Origin of the sequence: Acinetobacter pittii (genome assembly GCF_022449185.1) — a bacterium.
Taxonomy (GTDB): Bacteria; Pseudomonadota; Gammaproteobacteria; order Pseudomonadales; family Moraxellaceae; genus Acinetobacter; species Acinetobacter pittii_I.
The window spans coordinates 306,820-327,551 of the sequence record NZ_JAKUKO010000004.1 but is presented as its reverse complement, the minus strand read 5'-3'; the positions used below and the strand labels follow the sequence as shown (position 1 = coordinate 327,551).

Annotated in this window: 24 protein-coding genes and 1 pseudogene; 7 read left to right on the top strand and 18 right to left on the bottom strand. The window is 38.6% G+C overall.

Annotation, left to right across the window (positions count from 1 at the left end; genetic code table 11):
• Window positions 1–3: 3 nt before the first annotated feature.
• The 5 genes and pseudogenes from MKX14_RS11865 to MKX14_RS11845 form a co-directional block, all read right to left on the bottom strand.
• Window positions 4–507, bottom strand: coding sequence for a GNAT family N-acetyltransferase (locus tag MKX14_RS11865; RefSeq protein ID WP_025466077.1), 504 nt, complete (start codon window positions 505–507; stop codon window positions 4–6).
• Between the two features lie 57 nt (window positions 508–564).
• Complete coding sequence (locus MKX14_RS11860) at window positions 565–1,122, bottom strand: NADAR family protein (protein WP_017387624.1); 558 nt, start codon at window positions 1,120–1,122, stop codon at window positions 565–567.
• A gap of 92 nt (window positions 1,123–1,214) precedes the next feature.
• On the bottom strand, window positions 1,215–1,574 hold the full coding sequence (gene rplT, locus MKX14_RS11855; protein WP_000124858.1) for a 50S ribosomal protein L20: 360 nt from the start codon (window positions 1,572–1,574) through the stop codon (window positions 1,215–1,217).
• Between the two features lie 11 nt (window positions 1,575–1,585).
• On the bottom strand, window positions 1,586–1,780 hold the full coding sequence (rpmI, locus tag MKX14_RS11850; protein ID WP_002054552.1) for a 50S ribosomal protein L35: 195 nt from the start codon (window positions 1,778–1,780) through the stop codon (window positions 1,586–1,588).
• Window positions 1,768–1,981 (bottom strand): annotated as a pseudogene (locus MKX14_RS11845) (hypothetical protein). Before MKX14_RS11845 ends, rpmI begins: the two are co-directional and overlap by 13 nt.
• Before the next feature lie 38 nt (window positions 1,982–2,019).
• Here MKX14_RS11845 and nreB point away from each other — a divergent pair.
• On the top strand, window positions 2,020–3,270 hold the full coding sequence (gene nreB, locus MKX14_RS11840) for a nickel resistance MFS transporter NreB (protein WP_240282502.1): 1,251 nt from the start codon (window positions 2,020–2,022) through the stop codon (window positions 3,268–3,270).
• Between the two features lie 40 nt (window positions 3,271–3,310).
• Here the strand turns inward: nreB and MKX14_RS11835 are convergent, their stop codons facing one another.
• The 4 genes from MKX14_RS11835 to thrS form a co-directional block, all read right to left on the bottom strand.
• On the bottom strand, window positions 3,311–3,739 hold the full coding sequence (locus MKX14_RS11835; RefSeq protein ID WP_046812589.1) for a YqaA family protein: 429 nt from the start codon (window positions 3,737–3,739) through the stop codon (window positions 3,311–3,313).
• 53 nt (window positions 3,740–3,792) lie between these two features.
• On the bottom strand, window positions 3,793–4,413 hold the full coding sequence (gene yfcG, locus MKX14_RS11830; protein WP_240282501.1) for a glutathione S-transferase N-terminal domain-containing protein: 621 nt from the start codon (window positions 4,411–4,413) through the stop codon (window positions 3,793–3,795).
• Window positions 4,414–4,642: 229 nt separating this feature from the next.
• Window positions 4,643–5,194, bottom strand: coding sequence for a translation initiation factor IF-3 (gene infC / locus MKX14_RS11825; protein ID WP_075383312.1), 552 nt, complete (start codon window positions 5,192–5,194; stop codon window positions 4,643–4,645).
• A gap of 5 nt (window positions 5,195–5,199) precedes the next feature.
• Complete coding sequence (thrS, locus tag MKX14_RS11820) at window positions 5,200–7,122, bottom strand: threonine--tRNA ligase (RefSeq protein WP_240282500.1); 1,923 nt, start codon at window positions 7,120–7,122, stop codon at window positions 5,200–5,202.
• A 393-nt stretch (window positions 7,123–7,515) separates the two neighbouring features.
• On the opposite strand from thrS, the gene alkK reads away from it, so the two are divergent.
• Entirely contained in the window at window positions 7,516–9,153 is a 1,638-nt protein-coding gene (alkK, locus tag MKX14_RS11815) for an acyl-CoA synthetase (RefSeq protein WP_240282499.1), read from the top strand.
• 48 nt (window positions 9,154–9,201) lie between these two features.
• Here alkK and yjgA read toward each other — a convergent pair whose 3' ends face one another.
• From yjgA to mazG, 9 genes are all read right to left on the bottom strand, one after another.
• Window positions 9,202–9,738 (bottom strand): ribosome biogenesis factor YjgA, encoded by a 537-nt coding sequence (yjgA, locus tag MKX14_RS11810; RefSeq protein ID WP_014208401.1) that lies wholly within the window; start codon window positions 9,736–9,738, stop codon window positions 9,202–9,204.
• 2 nt (window positions 9,739–9,740) lie between these two features.
• Entirely contained in the window at window positions 9,741–10,010 is a 270-nt protein-coding gene (locus MKX14_RS11805; RefSeq protein ID WP_000567533.1) for an HPr family phosphocarrier protein, read from the bottom strand.
• Window positions 10,007–10,858, bottom strand: coding sequence for an RNase adapter RapZ (gene rapZ, locus MKX14_RS11800; protein WP_002117179.1), 852 nt, complete (start codon window positions 10,856–10,858; stop codon window positions 10,007–10,009). Before rapZ ends, MKX14_RS11805 begins: the two co-directional genes overlap by 4 nt.
• Before the next feature lie 23 nt (window positions 10,859–10,881).
• The gene (gene panC / locus MKX14_RS11795; RefSeq protein ID WP_032057513.1) at window positions 10,882–11,730 is read right to left on the bottom strand and encodes a pantoate--beta-alanine ligase; all 849 of its coding nucleotides are present in this window, start codon (window positions 11,728–11,730) and stop codon (window positions 10,882–10,884) included.
• A gap of 3 nt (window positions 11,731–11,733) precedes the next feature.
• Window positions 11,734–12,543, bottom strand: coding sequence for a 3-methyl-2-oxobutanoate hydroxymethyltransferase (gene panB, locus MKX14_RS11790; RefSeq protein WP_002117298.1), 810 nt, complete (start codon window positions 12,541–12,543; stop codon window positions 11,734–11,736).
• Between the two features lie 45 nt (window positions 12,544–12,588).
• The gene (folK, locus tag MKX14_RS11785) at window positions 12,589–13,071 is read right to left on the bottom strand and encodes a 2-amino-4-hydroxy-6-hydroxymethyldihydropteridine diphosphokinase (protein WP_046812593.1); all 483 of its coding nucleotides are present in this window, start codon (window positions 13,069–13,071) and stop codon (window positions 12,589–12,591) included.
• Window positions 13,068–14,531: a polynucleotide adenylyltransferase PcnB gene (gene pcnB / locus MKX14_RS11780; RefSeq protein ID WP_002117192.1), complete on the bottom strand. Its 1,464-nt coding sequence runs from the start codon at window positions 14,529–14,531 to the stop codon at window positions 13,068–13,070. The genes folK and pcnB overlap by 4 nt, the downstream gene beginning before the upstream one ends.
• 125 nt (window positions 14,532–14,656) lie before the next feature.
• On the bottom strand, window positions 14,657–15,061 hold the full coding sequence (locus MKX14_RS11775) for a ComEA family DNA-binding protein (protein ID WP_032007083.1): 405 nt from the start codon (window positions 15,059–15,061) through the stop codon (window positions 14,657–14,659).
• Entirely contained in the window at window positions 15,030–15,836 is an 807-nt protein-coding gene (gene mazG, locus MKX14_RS11770) for a nucleoside triphosphate pyrophosphohydrolase (protein ID WP_046812595.1), read from the bottom strand. The genes MKX14_RS11775 and mazG overlap by 32 nt, the downstream gene beginning before the upstream one ends.
• Before the next feature lie 112 nt (window positions 15,837–15,948).
• Here mazG and MKX14_RS11765 point away from each other — a divergent pair, with 112 nt between their 5' ends.
• From MKX14_RS11765 to MKX14_RS11745, 5 genes are all read left to right on the top strand, one after another.
• Window positions 15,949–16,722 carry an SDR family oxidoreductase gene (locus MKX14_RS11765; RefSeq protein WP_240282498.1) on the top strand — a complete coding sequence of 258 codons (774 nt, stop codon included), beginning with the start codon at window positions 15,949–15,951 and terminating at the stop codon, window positions 16,720–16,722.
• A 468-nt stretch (window positions 16,723–17,190) separates the two neighbouring features.
• Window positions 17,191–18,555, top strand: coding sequence for a COG3014 family protein (locus MKX14_RS11760; protein WP_430622879.1), 1,365 nt, complete (start codon window positions 17,191–17,193; stop codon window positions 18,553–18,555).
• Window positions 18,556–18,574: 19 nt separating this feature from the next.
• Window positions 18,575–18,985: a DUF1425 domain-containing protein gene (locus tag MKX14_RS11755; RefSeq protein ID WP_108009576.1), complete on the top strand. Its 411-nt coding sequence runs from the start codon at window positions 18,575–18,577 to the stop codon at window positions 18,983–18,985.
• Window positions 18,986–19,038: 53 nt separating this feature from the next.
• Entirely contained in the window at window positions 19,039–19,641 is a 603-nt protein-coding gene (gene lpoB / locus MKX14_RS11750; protein WP_240282497.1) for a penicillin-binding protein activator LpoB, read from the top strand.
• Window positions 19,642–19,711: 70 nt separating this feature from the next.
• Window positions 19,712–20,716 (top strand): CsgG/HfaB family protein, encoded by a 1,005-nt coding sequence (locus MKX14_RS11745; RefSeq protein ID WP_240282496.1) that lies wholly within the window; start codon window positions 19,712–19,714, stop codon window positions 20,714–20,716.
• Window positions 20,717–20,732: the final 16 nt, after the last annotated feature.

The window sequence follows — 20,732 nt, the reverse complement described above, 5'->3', positions numbered from 1 at the left end:
AGATTAGAGTTCCCATTGATAAAATAACTCTGTTATTTCGGGGCCGAACTCAGGTAGTTCGGCTTCCCCAATTAATTTAGCTCCCATTTTTTCGTAGAAGAAACGACTTGGATTTTTATTAAAAACTTCTAAGCGAATAAAACTGTATCCTTGATTTAAAGCGCATTGGTAGAACTTTTGAAATAACTCACGTCCTATGCCTTGCTTTTGAACTTCTTTTAAAAGATAAAAAGCCATAATTTCAGCAATATTATTTTCTGGGTTTAAATAACCATCGAGAAAGCCTTTCACTATCCCATTTTCAGTATAGACAAATAACTTATGATCAGGGCTTTTTGCTATTTCTTTCCATAATAACTCCTTATCTAGGATTTTAAGCTCATCTAATATTTCTTGCTTAATTATACCTGTATAGGTTTCTTTCCACCCCTGTACATGTACTTCTGCAATAGATAATGCATCCTTAAGTGATGCTATACGAATATCCATGTCATTTAATGATTTCAATTTACTTCCCTCACGTCACTACTTTTAAAGTGAAGCATTGATTGGTCTCAAACCAACCTACTCAGTTAAAAGTAGCTCTCGAACATGCATTAAAGCAAAACCCAACAAATTTAGTCCTTGCCATAGAGATGGATCTTGAATATGTGGATGGTCCTGCGCCATACCAATTCCCCAAATTTTATCGACTGGAGATGCTTCAACTAAAATACGGTCTTTCGTTGCTAATAAGAATTTCTTCAACTCAGGATGCTGTGAGAATTTGGCAAAATTCGCCTGTACGACAATATCAAACCGTTTTTCTTGCCATATCTGTTCCTCATAATTACGTACTTTGCGACCTAGTTGTTTCGCCTCATTAGGATGTTTAACTTGCAAAATCCGTGCAAAAATTTCTTCATCATTAAATATTTTTGCTTTTTGCGCCATCATATAATGTTCAGCAGTAAAATATCCGATACCCTCTATCTCAAATTGCGCAGGAAACCACTGGCTAAAACAACTCTTATCAACAAGATCAACTTTCTTAGGAGTATGTCCCCAGAAATATAAATATTTGAACTGGTGACCTTGCTGTACTTTTTGAATTAAATCATTAAGAAATTTTTCGTCTTTCATCTTTTATCTCTGATTGTTATCTCTTTTTTAAAATAGAACCGCTAAAAATAAAAAAGACCGCTAAAAAGCGGTCTTTCTTTGAATCTCTAAGCTTATGCAGCTAATGCACCTTTAGCTTTTTCAGCTAAAGCAGCAAATGCTACTGCATCATGCATAGCGATGTCAGCTAATACGCGACGGTCGATGATCACTTGAGCTTTTTTCAAGCCATCGATCATACGGCTGTAAGACAAACCGTTTTGACGAGCACCAGCATTGATACGCGCAATCCATAGAGCACGGAATTGACGTTTCTTTTGACGGCGGTCACGGTAAGCGTATTGACCAGCTTTGATTACCGCTTGGAACGCTACGCGGTAAACGCGTGAACGAGCACCGTAGTAACCTTTAGCGCGAGCAAGAATTTTTTTGTGACGACGATGAGCCACTACACCACGTTTTACACGAGCCATTTATAATCTCCTTAGATGTATGGGCACATACGACGAACTGAATTCATGTCAGAAACATGAACCATTACACAGCCGCGTAATTGACGGATACGTTTAGCAGATTTTTTGGTCAAAATGTGGCGCTTGAATGCTTGTTTGCGCTTAAAACCGTTTGCAGTCGCTTTGAAGCGTTTAGCTGCACCACGGCGAGTTTTTAACTTAGCCATAGTAACCTCTTTTGGGCACCTGTTCGGCACGATCGCACCATTGCAAAATCGACCTGCAGGTAAGGAAGCGCGTATTTTATAGCAACCTGAGCAAAATTAAAACTATTAGTTACTGTTTTTATGAGTGCAAAGACAGACTTTTTTGCCTTCCACAGTGTCAGCAATATCAATAATAAATAAAGCGCCTGTGCTTTTTTCCATTTATAATATGATCAAATTATCAACATACGATATTCCTAATGCAGAAACATGATGCATTTGCTGCCTTACGCTACAGAGATTTCTCAATTGTTACGATTAATCAATTTTGCTTAACTTTAGCAATTCTGATTCAAGAAATTATTGTTGCCTACTCACTCTATCAAATCACCAAAGACCCTCTGACTCTAGGTTTAATTGGACTTGCAGAAGCCATTCCTTTTATTGCTCTTTCTCTTTGGGGTGGCTATTTTGCAGATAGGTTTAATAAACAGATTATTATGAAAATCTGTTTATTTTTCTCGGTTCCTCTTCCTTTAGTGCTGTGGTCGCTGTTCCATCTGCATGGTCTAAGTCATATCAGCGTAAATTTACTTTCTTGGGGTATTTATGCTGTTATTTTTGGCTTAGGTACTATACGTGGGTTTTATAATCCCTCTGCAACGTCTTTAAAACCATTTTTGATTCCTCGTGAACTGTATGCAAATGGTGCAACATGGACGACAATCGGTTGGCAAAGTGGTGTAATTATCGGGCCAATGCTTGGTGGTTTCATGCTTGCCTATTTAGGCCGAGAAACAAGTCTATTTAGTGTTGCGGTTTTACTTGGTATTTGTTTCATCTTAATTAACCTATTGCATAAGCGTACTTTTCCTAAAATTGAAACTGCTAATGTTTTAGAAAGTTTAGGAGATGGTTTCCGTTTTATCTGGAAAACTAAAATTGTTCTTTGGGCAATTTCTCTTGATTTAGCTTCTGTTTTATTTGGTGGAGTCATCGCATTATTACCAATTTTTGCAGAAGATATCTTAAAAGTCGGTCCAGAAGGACTTGGATATTTGCGTGCGGCACCATCTATTGGAGCGCTTGTCACTATGATTGCTTTGACTCGCTTCCCACCAACTCAACATGCATGGCGTAACATGCTGCTTGCTGTTGCAGGATTTGGTGTTTTTACGATTCTTTTCGCTTTCTCAAATAACATGTGGTTATCACTATTTGCGTTGGCTATGACAGGCGCTTGTGACAGTATTTCAGTTGTGGTTAGACAAACCATTTTGCAAATTTTTCCGCCAGAAAATATGCGTGGTCGCGTTGCTGCCGTAAATGGCATGTTCGTTTCATCAAGTAATGAGCTTGGTGCATTTGAGTCAGGTTTAGCAGCCAAATATTTAGGAACAATTGCAGCCACTATTTTTGGGGGTTGTATGACACTTGCAGTGGTCACCTTCTGTTGGCTAAAAACCAATGACCTATTTAAAGTCGATATTACAAAAAGCTCAGAAGACTAGTTAAACTATTTTAATAAAAGCATCTTCGGATGCTTTTATTTTAAATAAAACCTGTAATCACCCAATAAATAAAAATATAGCGTCCTGCTTTAGCAATCAAAACTATAATTAAAAAGCGCCAAAAATTTTCTTTAAATAAACCCGCAACTAAAGTAATTGGGTCACCAATCACAGGTGTCCAACTTAGAAGCAGCGAATAAAACCCATACTTATGATAAAAACGTTGAGCTTGTTCTAAACGTTTTTCAGAAACCGGGAACCACTTTTTGTGTTTAAACTGCTCTATTTTTAAACCAAGCCACCAGTTCACACACGAGCCCAGTACATTTCCGAAAGTAGCGATAGAAATTAGAAGGAAAGCAGAATATTCTTTTTTTAATAATAAAGTGGCGAGCACAGCCTCTGATTGTAATGGTAATAATGTAGCCGCCCCAAACGCGCTCAAAAAAAGTAAAAAGTAACTTAGCATATTAAATTAGACCAAATCACCTTTCACTTTATTCATTACGCTACCAATAAAAGTTAAATAACTTTAATTGATAATGCTTTTTGTACCGCAGGACGTGCCGTCAAACGAACAATATATTCTTGTACATAAGGATAATCCTCTAGCTGAATACCTTGCCATTCATAGCGCAAGATCCAAGGTAAAATTGCCATATCAGCAATCGAGTATTCACCCGCAACAAACTTCTGGCCAATGAGCTGTTTGTTCAATACACCATATAAGCGCTTAGTCTCATTTACATAGCGATCTATAGCATATGGAATTTTTTCTGGTGCAAAGCGGTTAAAATGATGATTCTGCCCAAGCATAGGCCCTAGCCCACCCATTTGCCACATGAGCCATTGTTCAACTTCAACTCGCTCTTGCTCATCCGTTGGATAAAATAATCCAGTTTTTCGACCTAGATATTGCAGGATCGCACCTGATTCAAATATTGAAATTGGCTCACCACGAGGTCCATCTTGGTCAACAATTGCCGGAATTTTATTATTTGGAGAAATTCTCAGAAAGTCTGGTTGAAATTGATCATTTTCTAAAATATTGATTGGGTAAAGAGTGTAGTCCACTCCCATTTCTTCTAAGGCAATTGTGATTTTATGTCCATTGGGAGTTCCCCAATAATAGAGATCAATCATTCTATTTTCCTATTCATCGTTATCATGACTGCGTCTTGCGTTATAGCATGTTTTAAGAGGGACGATGAGATTTCCAACACTAAAAAATACATAAAATTCAAGAATTGAATTTCTTTTAAAAGATATAGCAATTGTCTTAAATAAAACTGAACAGAGAAAATTAAATCATCTTTTTTTATTATGATAAGGATATAAAAAAGCACTGCTTTTGCAGTGCTTTTTTTGAGTATTACTTTTTCTTTTTAGGTCCAAGTAACATACCCATTTGACGGCCTTCCATTTTAGGTGCTTGTTCCACAACCCCAAACTCAGCAACATCAGCTTCAATCTTTTGTAATTGAGCTAAGCCAAGTTGTTGGTGAGCCATTTCACGACCACGGAAACGTAAAGTGATTTTCACTTTGTTTCCTTCTTCAAGGAATTTCAAAATAGCACGAAGCTTAACTTGATAATCACCAACATCAGTTGCAGGGCGCAGTTTGATTTCCTTCACTTGCACTTGATGCTGTTTTTTCTTCGCATCTTTTTGCTTCTGCTTAAGGTCAAACAAGTGCTTGTTGTAATCCATAATTTTACAAACAGGCGGCTCGGCGTTTGCAACGATCTCAACTAGGTCAAGATCTGCCTCTTCAGCAGCGCGCAGTGCTTCATTTAATGAAACAATTCCTTTTTGCTCACCGTCAGCACCAACGAGGCGTACTTCTTTTGCACGGATCTCGTCGTTAATTGCTGGACGGTTGCTTTTTGCACCTTGTTGTTGGTTACGGTCAGGCTGTTTAATCTTTCTTACTCCACAATATACCGGCCACGTTCGGCGACGGCAGACTTCACTAAGTCAATGAATGCATCTACTGACATAGTACCTAAATTTTTTCCTGAGCGGGTACGCACATTCACTGTACCTTCTTCAACTTCTCGATCACCAAGAACTAATAGGTAAGGAATACGCTCTAGAGTGCGCTCACGAATCTTAAATCCGATTTTTTCATTTCTCAAGTCAGAAATAGCACGAAGGCCATTTTCTTTGAGTTTTGCTACGACTTTCTCACAAGCTTCAGCTTGAGAGTCAGTAATATTCATGACACATGCTTGTAACGGCGACAACCAAGGTGGCATGAAACCAGCGTAGTGTTCAATTAGTATACCAATAAAACGCTCAAAACTGCCAAGAATTGCACGATGCAACATCACAGGCTGATCACGATCATTGTCTTCAGTCACGTAAGACGCATCTAAACGTTCTGGTAAGTTAAAGTCACACTGAATAGTACCACACTGCCATACACGTCCGAGACAGTCTTTCAATGAGAATTCAATTTTCGGACCGTAGAACGCACCTTCACCAGGTTGTAATTCCCAGTCTAGACCTGCTGCATCTAAAGCATCTGCTAAAGATTTTTCAGCCATATCCCAAAGTGCATCATCACCGACACGTTTTTCTGGACGTGTAGAAAGTTTCATTTGCACTTCTTCAAAGCCAAAATCTTTATAAACTTCTAAAGTCAGCTTAATAAAGTCAGCAACTTCTTGACCGATCTGTTCTTTAGTACAGAAGATGTGCGCGTCATCTTGTGTAAAGCCACGTACACGCATAATGCCGTGTAAAGAACCTGATGGTTCGTTACGATGACAAGAACCAAACTCTGCTAAACGAATCGGTAGATCACGGTAAGACTTCAAACCTTGGTTGAACACTTGCACGTGACATGGGCAGTTCATTGGCTTAACTGCATAGTTACGATTCTCAGAATGAGTCGTAAACATGTTGTCAGCATAGTTCGCCGCATGACCCGATTTTTCCCACAATGTAAAGTCTACAATTTGTGGTGTTTTAATCTCAAGGTAACCGTTGTCTTGTTGAACCTTACGCATGTATTGTTCAAGTACTTGGTAAATCGTCCAGCCATTTGGATGCCAGAACACCATTCCCGGTGCTTCTTCTTGCATATGGAACAAGTCTAAAGCTTTACCAATTTTACGATGGTCACGCTTTTCAGCTTCTTCGATACGTTTGATATATGCAGCGAGCTGTTTTTTGTCTGCCCAAGCTGTACCATAAATACGTTGAAGCTGTTCGTTCTTCGCATCACCACGCCAGTATGCACCAGAGATTTTAGTGAGCTTGAATGATTTTAAGAATTTGGTATTCGGCACGTGTGGACCACGACACATATCCAAATAATCTTGATGGTAGTACAAGCCCATTTGTGTTTCTTCAGGCATGTCTGCAATCAAGCGTAATTTATATTCTTCGCCACGCGCAGTAAATTCAGCAATAACTTCATCACGTGGTGTCATTTTTTTAACGACATCGTAATCTTGATCAATGAGCTTTTTCATACGCTCTTCGATAGCTGCCATATCATCCAAAGTAAAAGGACGTGGCATCCAGATGTCGTAGTAAAAACCTTCTTCAATGACGGGACCAATCACCATCTTGGCTTCCGGGAAAAGCTGTTTAACAGCATGCCCTACAAGGTGTGCACAAGAGTGGCGAATAATTTCAAGACCTTCCTCATCTTTTGGAGTGATAATTTGTAAGGTCGAATCTTCGGTAATTAAGTCACATGCATCAACTAAGCGATCATTTACACGGCCAGCAACAGTATTTTTTGCTAGACCAGACCCAATACTTTGGGCAACTTCCATAACAGATACAGCGTGATCAAAACTCTTTTGATCGCCATTTGGCAATGTGATAATTGGCATAAAAAAATCCTTAAGGAGTGATGCCCTATACGAAGGAGCATTTCACCGCGAGATTATGATCGAGGCGAACCTCAAAATATAAAAACGGTGTAAATCAAAGTTTAAAAACCTGAAAGATTTTACACTTGTTCAAGCAATGTGAAAACCTTTGAGTTCATAAAATCATAAATACATTTTGCTTATCACGTAAACAGCAATAAATGACTTAAAAAATATATTGAGATCATTTTTAAACATGTTTAACACAAGTGGTTTAAGATGAAGAAAATAGCATTTCTGCTCATTTTTTGACTGGAGGGTATCGCTCTTTAAGACTAAAGCATAAATGCTTTGATTAATATTAAATCATATGTTCAAAGAATGAATTAAAAATAGAACACGGAGTTGTTTCACATGGTTAGTGCTTATGATGAGTTACCACGCACACCCGCAAACTTTGTTGCGTTATCACCTCTACGCTACCTAGAGCGTGCGGCTTATATTTACCCAGATCAAGCTTCAATTATTCATGGTAAGCGCCAAATTTCATGGAAAGAAACTTACCAACGTTGTTGCCAATTTGCATCTCAACTCAAGCAACTGGGAATTGAGAAAAATGATACGGTATCCGTTTTATTGCCAAATATTCCAGCCATGATTGAAGCGCATTTTGCAGTTCCTATGGCGGGTGCGGTACTTAATACCCTTAATACACGTTTAGATGCAAAAACAATCGCTTTCATGTTAGAACATGCTGAAAGTAAAGTACTGTTGGTTGACCCTGAATTTGTGAATTTGGCAAGAGAGGCCCTCTCACTTATTCCGAACCAACACATTATTGTGATTGATGTAGCTGATACCGAATATGAAGGCGAAAATCAGTTTTTAGGTTCCTTTGAATATGAAGAATGGATCGCTCAAGGCGATATTAACTTCTCTTGGCATTTACCAGAAGATGAATGGGATGCGATTAGCTTAAATTACACCTCAGGAACTACAGGTAATCCTAAAGGTGTGGTCTATCATCATCGCGGGGCTTATCTTAACGCTGCAAGCAATATCTTGGCTTGTGGAATGAAACCGCGTGCTGTGTATTTATGGACACTACCCCTCTTTCATTGTAATGGCTGGTGTTTTGCGTGGAGCATAGCAGCAAGTGGCGGAACCAATATTTGTTTACGCAAAGTCGATCCAGAATTAGTCATGCAATTGATTGCAGAACACAAAGTTGATTATTTCTGTGGTGCACCTATTGTTCTTTCAATGATTCTTAACTTACCTAAAGAAAAACAAACCAGCTTTGATCACCATGTTGAGGTCATGGTGGCTGGGGCAGCTCCCCCTGTTGCCATTATTGAAGGGATGCGAAACATGGGGATTAACGTAAACCATGTATATGGCTTAACAGAAACTTATGGGCCTTCTGCCCTATGTGCTTCTCAATCTGGATGGAATGAGCTATCAATTGCTGAACAAGCCCAACTTCATTCCCGTCAAGGCGTACCCTACCCATTACAAGACAGCATGCGTGTGTTAGATCCCGAGACTATGGAACCTGTCCCGAATGATGGTCAAACCATGGGAGAAATCATGTTCCGTGGCAATATTGTCATGAAAGGCTATTTAAAGAACCCTAAAGCAACTCAAGAAGCCTTTGCTGGCGGATGGTTTCACACGGGCGACCTAGCCGTTTGCCACCCAGATGGTTATGCAAAAATTACTGATCGTTCGAAGGACATCATTATTTCAGGTGGAGAAAACATTTCATCTTTAGAAGTAGAAGATGTTTTGTATAAACATCCTGCTGTATTAACCGCTGCGGTAGTCGCTAAACCCGATGCACGTTGGCAAGAAGTACCATGCGCGTTTATTGAATTAAAGATGGGTACTACAGCAACACCTGAAGAAATTATTGAACATTGCCAAAAAGAGTTAGCGCGCTTTAAAGTGCCTAAAGATGTGGTTATTACAGAAATTCCAAAAACCTCGACAGGCAAATTACAGAAATTCATTTTACGTGAATGGGCAAAAGAACGAGCTGAAAATATATAAATAAAAAAAGCGACGCCTTGAGCGTCGCTTTTTACTATTGAAGAGCAATTAGCCTTGATCAGACAATAAGGCAATTTGCTGCACATAGTTAACAAATTTACCTTTTGATGCCTCAAGTTCTGCTTCACTCACTTCTTGAGTCTTATCACGCTTGATTCTCAACACATGCTGACGCAATGTGTGACGCTCTGAGGCATTATAAATTTTGCTAAATTCATTAATTGCAGGGTCGCCTTGTTCGATCATACGATCAACCCAACGCATCAATTGAGCCTGCTTTTTTGCGCCTTGCTGCGGAGTTAGATAAGACAAAATAACGGTCTCATCTTCATTACGCAATAATTTACCAATACGTTGAAACTGGCGACGACGAGCTTCAAAAGAACTAATGTTCTGTACTTCCATTAACGCATCAATTAAACGTTCATCAACTGGAAGTTTTTGAATCTGTTTAACAGAAAGTTGTGCTAATTGCTCACCTAAAGCAGCCATACGTTGAACTGCTTTTTTCTGCTCTGTCTTACTTGCACGTCCTTCTAAAGAGCCAAAATCTTCTTCAGTATAACGTTGGGGACGACGTGCCACGATTAATCTGCCTCATAAAATTTTGCGGCGAATAACGCCTGTACTTCATTTAATGCCTGCTCTTCGTCGGTACCATCAATGACCAATCGCAAAGTGGTCCCTTTACCTGCACCTAACATCAGCAAAGACATAATATTTTTTGCATCTACTAAATGATCGCCTTTTCCAATTTGGATCGACGAACGAAATTTTGTAGTGACCTCTATCAGTTTTCCTGATGCACGAGCATGTAAACCGAGTTTATTAATTACATCAACAGTTGTGTCTATCATGACCAGTGCTTCATTTCTCTGTGTAAGACCTGAACAGACCATTCTGCCTCAAGTGCTTGTTTTAGTCTATCTACGATATAAACGGAACGATGTTGACCACCAGTACAACCAATAGAAATCGTCATATAGTGACGATGTCCTTCAGCAAATGCTGGAAGCCATTTTTTTAAGAAGTGAAGAATATCATCAAACATTTCGTTTGCTTGCGGACTTGCTTCTAAAAATAGTCTTACTGGCTCATCCAAACCAGAAAAACGTCTCAATTCTAAATCCCAATGCGGATTTGGTAAATGCCGTACATCAAAAACATAATCAGCATCTAAAGGAATGCCATGTTTATATCCAAATGACTGCAATATCACGATGAGCTTATCTGACTGCCCCAATTTAGACAGTAAAATATGCTTTAAATCATGCACACTTTTATCTGTTGTATCAATATGAACCGTAGCGCGGAACTGAATTGGCAGCAGTAACTGCTTTTCTTCATGAATACATTGCAACAGACTTTTAAAACGATTGGCTAATGGATGCGGACGACGTGATGCACTAAAACGTGCGATCAAATCCTGATCTTGCGTAGTCAGATAAATCACATCAACTGTGCCATGTTTTTGTAGTTGCTCAAAAACATGATCGAACTCTTGCATATCTGCACGAGTGCTTCGAACATCCACACCTAATGCCAATTGCTCTAGGTTATTTTCATGATCTAGCTTTGCAACAATTTCGGGCAGCAATGCCAAAGGTAAATTATCAATACAGTAATAGCCCAAATCTTCTAACACTTGGAGAGCCGAAGATTTTCCTGAACCAGACTGTCCTGTCACGATAAGTATACGCTTCATGGCATGGCTGTCCTTTGATCTATTTATTGGGGTGTAAAGGCAACTTCTAAATTATCAATCAAACGAGTTGCACCTAGTTTTGCCGCGACAAACAACACAATATCACGATCAAACTGAGTAGCAGGTAACAGATTTGACTGACGAGCTTCGACATAATCCACAACAAACCCATTATCTGTCAACTGAGTTTTGATATCTTCTAAAACTTGTTGTAGATCTTTGCCTTGATGTAACTGCTGCTCAGCTTGCTTTAAACTTTGATAAATAACCGGAGCGACCTGACGTTGCTCTGGACTTAAATAACCATTTCTTGAACTAAGAGCTAAGCCATCTGCTGCACGAACAATTGGCACACCAATTACTTCTAGCGGGATATTTAAATCTTGTACAAACTGGCGAATCACTGCTAACTGTTGGTAATCTTTTTGACCAAAGAAAGCATAGTTAGGTTGCACAATATTAAAGAGTTTGGTGACCACCAAAGCTACGCCATCAAAATGCCCAGGACGTGAACTACCACATAAAGCATCAGTAATTTGGCTAACACTTATGTTGGTTAAACGTGGCTGAGTACCGTACATTTGCTCAACTGATGGTGCAAAAATAATGTCACAGCCTACATCGGCTAATAGACGACTATCTTGTTCTAAAGTACGAGGATAGTTGTCAAAATCTTCACCCGGTCCAAATTGGGTTGGATTTACGAAGATACTAACAACCACAACATCACATAACTTTTTCGCTTCACGAACAAGTGTGAGATGTCCTTCATGTAGATTTCCCATTGTTGGGACAAAACCAATAATTTTACGCGCAGCTCTAGCAGGATTTAAAGAAGCTGCAAGACCTTGTATGGTGGTTTCTGTTTTCATGAATTACAGCTCAACGTGGAAAGTATGTTCTTTGGCTGGAAATGACTGGTCCTGCACAGCAGCATGAAAAGCTTTAAAAGCGTCTAGGATTGCTGTTTCACCAGATTGTTCTTTCATAAAGTTACGGACAAAACGCGCAACTCGACCAAAAGTTAAACCAAGCATGTCCTGTACTACAAGTACCTGACCATCAGTCGCATTACCCGCGCCAATACCAATCACAGGTGTATTTGGAAATAGTTCAGCAATTTCTTGTCCCAACTGAGCAGGAACACATTCAAGCAATAGAACTGCCGCACCTGCTTCAACCACTGCCGTACAGTCAGCAATAAGTTGATCAGCTGCTTCACGTGTTTTAGCTTGTAATTTGTAACCACCAAATACGTGTACAGATTGAGGAGTTAAACCTAAATGTACACATACAGGTACACCATTACGTGTTAACACTTGTACAGTTTCACTTAGCCAAGCGCCACCTTCGATTTTGATCATCTGGGCACCAGCTTGCATAACTGTTCTTGCGTTTTGCAAAGCATCATTTAAGGTGGCATAACTCATAAATGGTAAGTCAGTCATAATCAAAGCATGCTGGTTACCACGACGCACCGCCGCCGTATGATAAGCCATGTCCTCAACAGTTACAGGTAAAGTTGAGTCACGACCTTGAATTGCCATTCCAAGAGAATCACCAATTAAGATTGTATCAATTTCAGCAAGTTCCATTGCTTTTGCCATACTCGCATCGTAACAAGTTAGACAAGAGAACTTACGTCCTTCGGCTTTAAATTTTCTTAAGTCACTTAGACTAATCATGATGGTATCCTCTACAGGAGTTTGCAGAACGTAATAAGTCAGGTTTTAAGCCCAAGACTCATCAGCAAGTACAGTCAGCGTAGGCTGCTGTATGAGTTCTAAATTTTTAAGTGGCTGATCATTAATATGTAAATCAGCGTCTAAATCTAATAAAGGAATTACAACGAAATCTCGCTCTAGAATTCCAATGTGTGGCACAGTTAAGCGCTCATTTTGAATTTTTTCATCACCATATATAAGCAAATCCAAATCTAAGGTACGCTCTCCCCAACGACGAAGGCGTACACGACCAGCTTCTTGCTCAAATCGTTGTAACTGGTCTAACAAATCTAAAGGCGTGAGATCGGTATTGAGCTCTGCAACTGCATTTAAATAATTTGGTTGATCTTGAGGCCCCATAGGTGGACTTTGATAAAGTTTAGAAACTTTCACTCCACCTAAAGTTTTAAGCTTAGCAATGGCTTCAGATAAGATTTGGCGCGAAGCACCCAAATTACTTCCTAAACCAATATAGGTCTTAGTTGTCATTGCGTTGGCCCAAAAATAACTTGGCTTAAATCGCGTTGTACACGCTTACGCTTCAAAATCGGATGGTCGCTCATCACTCCAGCTTCTGAAGCAGAGGCTTTTTCAACGAAACGACCCATCGATTGTTCTTGTCGAGCACGTTCTTTTTTTCCACGACGGCTGCGTGGTTCAGGAATATCAACCAAAGGTTCGATTTCCGTCTCAACTTTATTGTTTTCAACAGGTTCAGCAACAGCTTTACGACGGTTTCTAGCCTTCTGACGATTGTACTGGCTAATTGCAGCTTCTTTTTCGTCATTCGACATTTCTTGGTAGGCTTCCCACCAGCTTCCCATCCCCTGTGTTGTGTCATCACCTGACTTTTCACGAAGTAACAAGAAGTCAAAACCAGCACGGAAACGCGCATGTCCAGCCAATGCTTCAATTTGCTGTGGTTTCGGATTAAGCAAACGGGTCTGCATTTCCCAAACTTCACGAATAAAAGTTTCTGCAAAACGAGGAATCACAGTGCGGGTTGCCTGACGTTTTAAGACATCTAAACCAGCTTGTGCACGCGCTTCAGCTGGTACCACACCTTTAGATAAATAAAATTCACAACGCTCTAAAAATGGTTGCCACAATAAGACTGCATAGAAAAATGCAGGGTTAATTGTTTTACCCACTTGAATACGCTGATCTGTATTCTTTGCTGCTCTTAGAATAAATGGAGTGAGGTTAGGCTGAATATCGGCAAAGAGTTGTTTCCAAACACCAAACTCAATCAACATTGGCAAAACACGCGCCAAATGTCCCATTGTAAAGAGCTTCTGAGATTCATCATATAAACGATGCGGAGAAACATCACGCAATAGTTGCGTCATCTCTGCATCAAATATATCGAGAATATCTGAATCAATTTTGAAATTTAACTTGGCTGCAAAACGTAAAGTCCGCAGCATACGCACAGGATCTTCTTCGAAGCGCTGTGCCGGATCGCCCAATAAACGTAGAGTTTTATTTTTTACATCGTCAATTGCTTTGCAGAAATCAAGCACAATACTCTTACGCGGTTGGTAATATAGCGTATTGATTGAAAAGTCACGGCGAGCAAAGTCTTGTTCGATGGTTCCCCAGTTATTGTCACGTAAAATCATGCCTGAAGCACTGGTGACTGCTTTTTTAGGAGGAGCACGGAAAGTTGCAACTTCAATAAGCTCACGCCCTGAATAGACATGTGCTAATTCAAATCGGCGGCCAATGATTCGACAACGTCGACCAAAAACTTCTTTAATCTGGGAAGGTGTTGCATTAGTAACTGCATCGAAATCTTTAGGATTAAGCCCTAGCATTAAATCACGGACACCACCCCCAACAATATAAGCTTCATAGCCAGCTTTAGTCAGGCTATCGATCACATCTAAAATCGAAGAAGGAAGTTGGGCTGTGGACAAACCACATTTTGACGCTCGCAAGGTTTGCAAAAGACGCTGTCTCCTACGTCAGGACGTAAATAACAAGTTGTCGCTAATCATAGCTCTAACGCACACAAAGGGCAATTTGATTCTCTGTAGTTTGCGCATGAAATGATAATTGACAGACAGATGATTTATAAAGTCAAACGCGTTTTATTCTTTTCAAAAATGGCTGGACCAATACCCTTTACGTTTTTAAATTCATCAATATTTTTAAAGCCGCCATTCTTTTGACGGTATTCCACAATTGCCTGAGCCTTTTTCTCACCAATACCTTTTAGCTTTTGGAGCTCATCAATATTGGCTTGATTCAAATGAATTTGTCCTGATGAATCAGTCATAACTGAGCTTTTTGGACTATTAGAATGAGAGGCGTGTTGCATGCTCAACTTCTGATCATACATCTGCTGTTTAGCCTTCCACTCCTTAAAATTTTGATCAAAAGATTGAGCCTGAACAAAAGTTGATGAAATCACGCTCCAAAATAAAATAATGAAAATATTGTGCTTATTTTTCCAAAGATTCATGCTGAATTGCATGTGTTTTTTCCCCTAACTTTAACTGCCGCTTTGCCTGATTCCACAATTCATCCATTTCAGACAGGGTCATGTCTTCTAATGTTCTTTGCTGTTTTTGGGCTTGATCTTCAATAAAAGCAAAACGGCTTCTAAATTTATGTATTGTCGATAAAAGTGATGTTTCACTTGAAATCGCAAGTTTACGTCCAACATTGACTAATGAAAACAGGCAATCTCCAAATTCGTCTTGAATTTCATCAATATTTTGATTTTTTAGGGCCTGCTTAAACTCATCCAACTCTTCTTCTAGTTTTTCATACGCATCTTCTACCGTTTCGAAATCAAACCCAACCTTAGCTACATTTGTTTGAATTTCTTGTGCCTGTAACAATGCTGGCCCATGCTTTATTTCATCTAATCTTGATTGCGGCTTGCCTTGTTTTTCTTGTTGTTTAATTTGTTTCCAAAGCTCACTTACTTGTTCTGGCGTTAAATTATTAAATTGATCTGCCTGAAAAACATGTGGATGACGGCGTATTAACTTTTCACTTATTGCCTCAACAACATCTTGAAAATTAAAAGCGCCTTGCTCACTAAACATTTGTGATTGAAACACAACCTGTAATAACAAATCGCCTAGTTCATTTCTGATTTCATTAATATCGCCTTGACGAATGGCCGCCTCGACTTCATATGCTTCTTCAATCGCATATTTAGTCAGTGACATTGGGGTTTGTTGTTGATCCCACGGACATTTTTCACGTAACTCTTGCATGATTTTAAGCAATTTATCCATGGTAACCCTCAAGTTTAAAAAGTTGGTCAGTCAAACTAAGATTTTAATTTGTTATGATCAAAATCAAAGCGATTAAATCAGTCGCACTATTGTACTGACAAAGAGAAAAAAGATGAGATACAGTATTCTGATTAGTGGTGCCGCTCAAGGTATTGGGGCTGAAATTGCACGAGTATTCTACAAACAAGGATATAAAGTAGGCATATATGATATTAATGAATCGCTTGCTCAAGAACTAGCAAATGACTTAGGACCAAATGCCCATGCAGGCTATCTAGATGTAAGTGATTACAGCCAGTGGCAACACATATTAAAAGAATTTACCGAATGGGCTGGTGAACTTAATATCTTGGTAAATAATGCAGGTATTTTATATTCTGGCGCTTTTGAAACGACTCATATTAAAGCTCACCAAAGAACAATAAATATTAATGTAAACGGCGTAATCAATGGCTGTCACGCTGCTCTACCCTATTTAAAGCAAGCGTCTTTTGCACGCGTTATCAACCTCTCTTCAGCTTCTGCAATTTATGGTCAAGCTGATTTGATCTCTTATTCTGCTAGTAAATTTGCAGTTCGTGGAATTACTGAAGGTTTAGATGTGGAATGGAAAAAATATGGTATTCGTGTTTTAGATGTGATGCCGCTATTTGTACAAACTGCAATGGTTAACAATATGGATGCAGGCACCATTCAGAATATGGGGATAGATTTAACCCCAAATGATATTGCTCAGCAGGTGCTTACGCTTGTAGAGAAAAAGGCTCATTTTTGGACACCTACCCACACTCCAGTGGGTATAAAAACCAAACTGCTTTATCAGCTCTCAACGTTGAGCCCACAATTTCTAAATCGACTAACCAATATTTATTTATCTAGAAAATAATTTGCAGTAAAAAGGCTGTCATTTGACAGCCTTTTTACCAAAACAATTTTATATATATTTATAATACAACAATCGAGAAACACTTTTTTAAGTTACTCTAAATCAAAAGACTCCAATAAAATACATATCATCACTTATTAATTAAAAAATCTTCAAATAAAAAAGATGAATATTAAAAAAATAAACATAACAATTATTTAAATTTAAGAATCCAATTAATTCTGATTAAAGCGATAAATAAAACTTAAAAGCTAAGATTAAAATTATTATAAAAACTTAATTAGATTATTTATCAAACAAACAAACACTTAAAATATAAAGCTTCAAAAACCTTTAACGCTATATTAGATAAGGCTTTGCGTTTACTCTCCAATAGAACAAATAAAACTAATAGTTAATAAAATTATTGAAATACTCACTTTACAAAATTATAGTTCGTTTATTTTTGTAAACTTGTGAGTATTTTTTGTGACAGATTTTTCAATAATTAAGCAATCACAACGACACAAAAAAACTCTTCTGGCTATTCTATTTAGCAGTGTTTTACCTACTGCTCAAGCTGGCTTTTTTGATGACTACAATCAAACCGCTCAGAGCTTCCGTGCAAACCTCACGCAACCCATTCCAGAAGAAACTCATAAATTTTTAGAGAAAAAAGTTAAAGGGAGCGATGCTGCACTCTACCTACTTGAAAAAGGTCGTTTACAACAAGCTAATCATCAATATGAAGAAAGTAAGAAATCCTTTGAAGCTGCATTTGTACTGTTAGAACAAAGAAATAATAAAGCAAAAATCAGTGCCTCAGAGCTCGGATTTAAAGCTCTCTCACTTGTGAGTAATGACAGTGTTATTCCTTACAAAATCCCAGAATATGAACAAGTTTTAGCACATGTTTATCAAGCCATAAATTTTATGGCTCTCAATAATCCAGAAAGCGCTGGTGTAGAAATGCGTATCGCCCAACGTATTCAGCGTGAAATTGAACTCGCCCACACGAAGGAAGCTGAAAAAGCTAAAGAAAAAGCTGGTTCCGATCATAATCAGAACTTTGACGAAGCTTTTGCTGGCCTAGATACAATTGCTGGGAAAGTTAAAAATACATATCAAAATGCTTATGCATTTTACATGGCAGCCACTCTTTGGGAAGCATTAGGAGAAGAAAACGATGCCCTCGTTGACTTCAAAAAAGCATATGAATTACAGCCTAATGACTTCATTAAAAATGATGTTAAACGCTTAGACATGTCTTCAGGTAAAAAATCTCAACAATATCCAGTTATAATTTTCTTAGAGCAAGGCCTAGTACCTCAAAAAATACCCAATACATTTGCATTGCCTACTCCAAACGGCTTGATCAATGTTTCATTTGCTAGCTACAACCCTTCTACTTATAAAAGCCCTACTAGTCTTCAGGTATTTGTAAATGGTAGACCTATGACTGACACCTCTACTTTAACTGATATAGGTGCATTAGCTGTAAAAACCCTAAAAGAAAATGTAGCTGCCAATATGACATCGCAAATTGCGCGCACAACAGCAAAATATATGGTCCAAAAAGAACTTGGGAATCACCTAGGGGCTATTGGTCAAATTGCTGGAAATATTTACAACACAGCTTCTGAAAAAGCCGATGTTCGTGCTTGGAATACTCTACCAAGTAATGCTCAAGTTGCCCGTCTCACTTTGCCAACAGGCACTCATACTATCCAACTAAAAAATGGCTATATGACTCAAGAACTCGATATTGATGTGAAGCCAAATCAAACTGTGTTTATTCATGGCATAGAAGCAAATCAAGAAATTTTAACCGATAGTTTTGCTATTACTCATTAATGATTAAAGGATATTCAAAATGAAAAAGGCCGTAATTTATTTGAGCCTACTCTCAATTACATCTGCGTTTTTTACAGGTTGTACAGCTCCAAATGCTATGCAAACAAAAACTGACATTACCACAGGTCAGAGTACTGTTCGCACACAGACCAGCAACCCTATTTTAGCTACCCGTATTGGTGTTAGTCGAATCAACATGACGACTTTAGGTGACATCAAACGCGCTTCACTTGCATTGAAAAATGGTTGGTTCTATGCCCAAGACTTCCAATACAAAGTTGTATGGTTTGATGCGGAAGGAACTGAAATTAATCCAGAAGGTGCAATTTGGAAACCTATTAGCTTACAAGGTCGTGAAGTTAAAACTGTTCAGTCAGTTGCACCTAACCCTAGTGCAGTCGATGTATTGATTTACATGAAAAAAGATTAAGTTTTTAAACCTAAATTCACAACATTATTTAAAGATAGATACAGGACATTTTAATGAAAATTAAATCACTATTCATGATTACAGCAATGAGTAGCGCTGCACTTTTTTCTGGTTGTGCTTCACAAACAGTTAGCTATAGTGATGCGCAATCTGTTGAAACTTTAACAAAAGATTTTGGTTCTACAGATTTACAGCAAATTGCGACAAAAATGGTGGATGACATGCTGGCCTTCCCACCAATTATTGATATGACAAAAAATCGTCGTCCTGTTTTATTTGTTGATAAAATTAAAAACAAATCTCAAGAACATATCGATACAGAGTCTATTACCGATACGATTCAAAACCGTCTAATCAATTCAGGAAAATTCCGCTTTGTAGACATGACTTCTGTGGGAGCAGTAGCAGACCAGATGGCGTATCAACAACGTAGCGGAATGGTAGATAAACGAACTGCCGTTAAATCTGGCTCACAGATTGGTGCTGAGTATATGCTGAATGGTAATTTATCTAGCATCGTTAAAAACTCGGGCGGCAAGAGTGATGTTTACTATAAATTCACTTTAAAACTACTGAATTTAAAAACTGGAATCGTTGAATGGACCAGTGAAAAAGAAATTCGCAAATCTGCAAAAAAATCTACATTCGGCTTATAAGCTTTTCTAAATAATCCTTTATAGCATGGCAATTATTAATTGCTATGCTCTATAAATAAAAAGAGCCTTTATGAGAAAAATATTTTGCGCAGTACTATTAAGTCTTACTGCCACCTCAAGTTTTGCCGCGTTACAAGAAGTGATGAAAGAAGCTTCAGGTAGTGGACCAACCCAGCAACAAGCTATTGCAGAAGCTTTATTGACAGCAGCTCAATCTGTGAATGGAACAAAAGTAAGTTCACAAATGGGGATGGCTGAAGAAGTTAATATGGTTATGACAGATCACCACTGGTCATATCAAGGCAAAAGCTCACCTGTGTTCAGTGTACAAACAGAGTCTTCAGGTGCAATTAACCGTTTTCAAGTGCTTAGTGTTTCTGGTTCAGGTAAAAATTATAAAGCCCGCGTTCGAGCTTATATTAGTAAATATCAATCAAATGTAGCTGATCAACATTTACGAAGAATCGCAGTTTTTCCTTTTCAAGTAGTTGAGTCAAAATTTAACTTAGCATCGGGTGAAGACCCATATGAGTTTGTGCAGGAAGTAGCGGATCTAATTGGTACGCAAATGGCAAATTCACGACAACTAAGTTTAGTAAGTCGAGATTATATTGAAGAGATGGCAAGCGAAAATGCATTCCTCGCTTGGGATGGTGCGCCATCCGAAATGGCAAGAATTGCCCAAAAAGTGGGTGCAGACTATATTCTTGTTGGTAGAATTAATGAAGCCCGCACGGTTCAAGGTCAATCTTTTTACGGCGCAGTTCCAGCCGAACGTGATACGATTAAATTAAACTGGCGTGTAATTGAAGTAAATACAGGCAAAATTGCAGCAGCTGGTTCTATTAAGCAACCACCACAAGCAAATGTTGGTAATTTAGTCACACAAGATACCCCACCTTCTAGTACCGAAATTTTCGCAGATCAAGTCGTTAATGATGTATTGCGTGGTTTATCTTTGAAATCAAATCATTACTCTCAAAACGAAGATAGTTTTGATAATGAGGTAAATTCTTCACCATTATCAGATGCGGATCTTCCTTCAGGTTCTAGCGAAAAACCAATTCGCTGGTAAATAAAAAGGCTGTCAT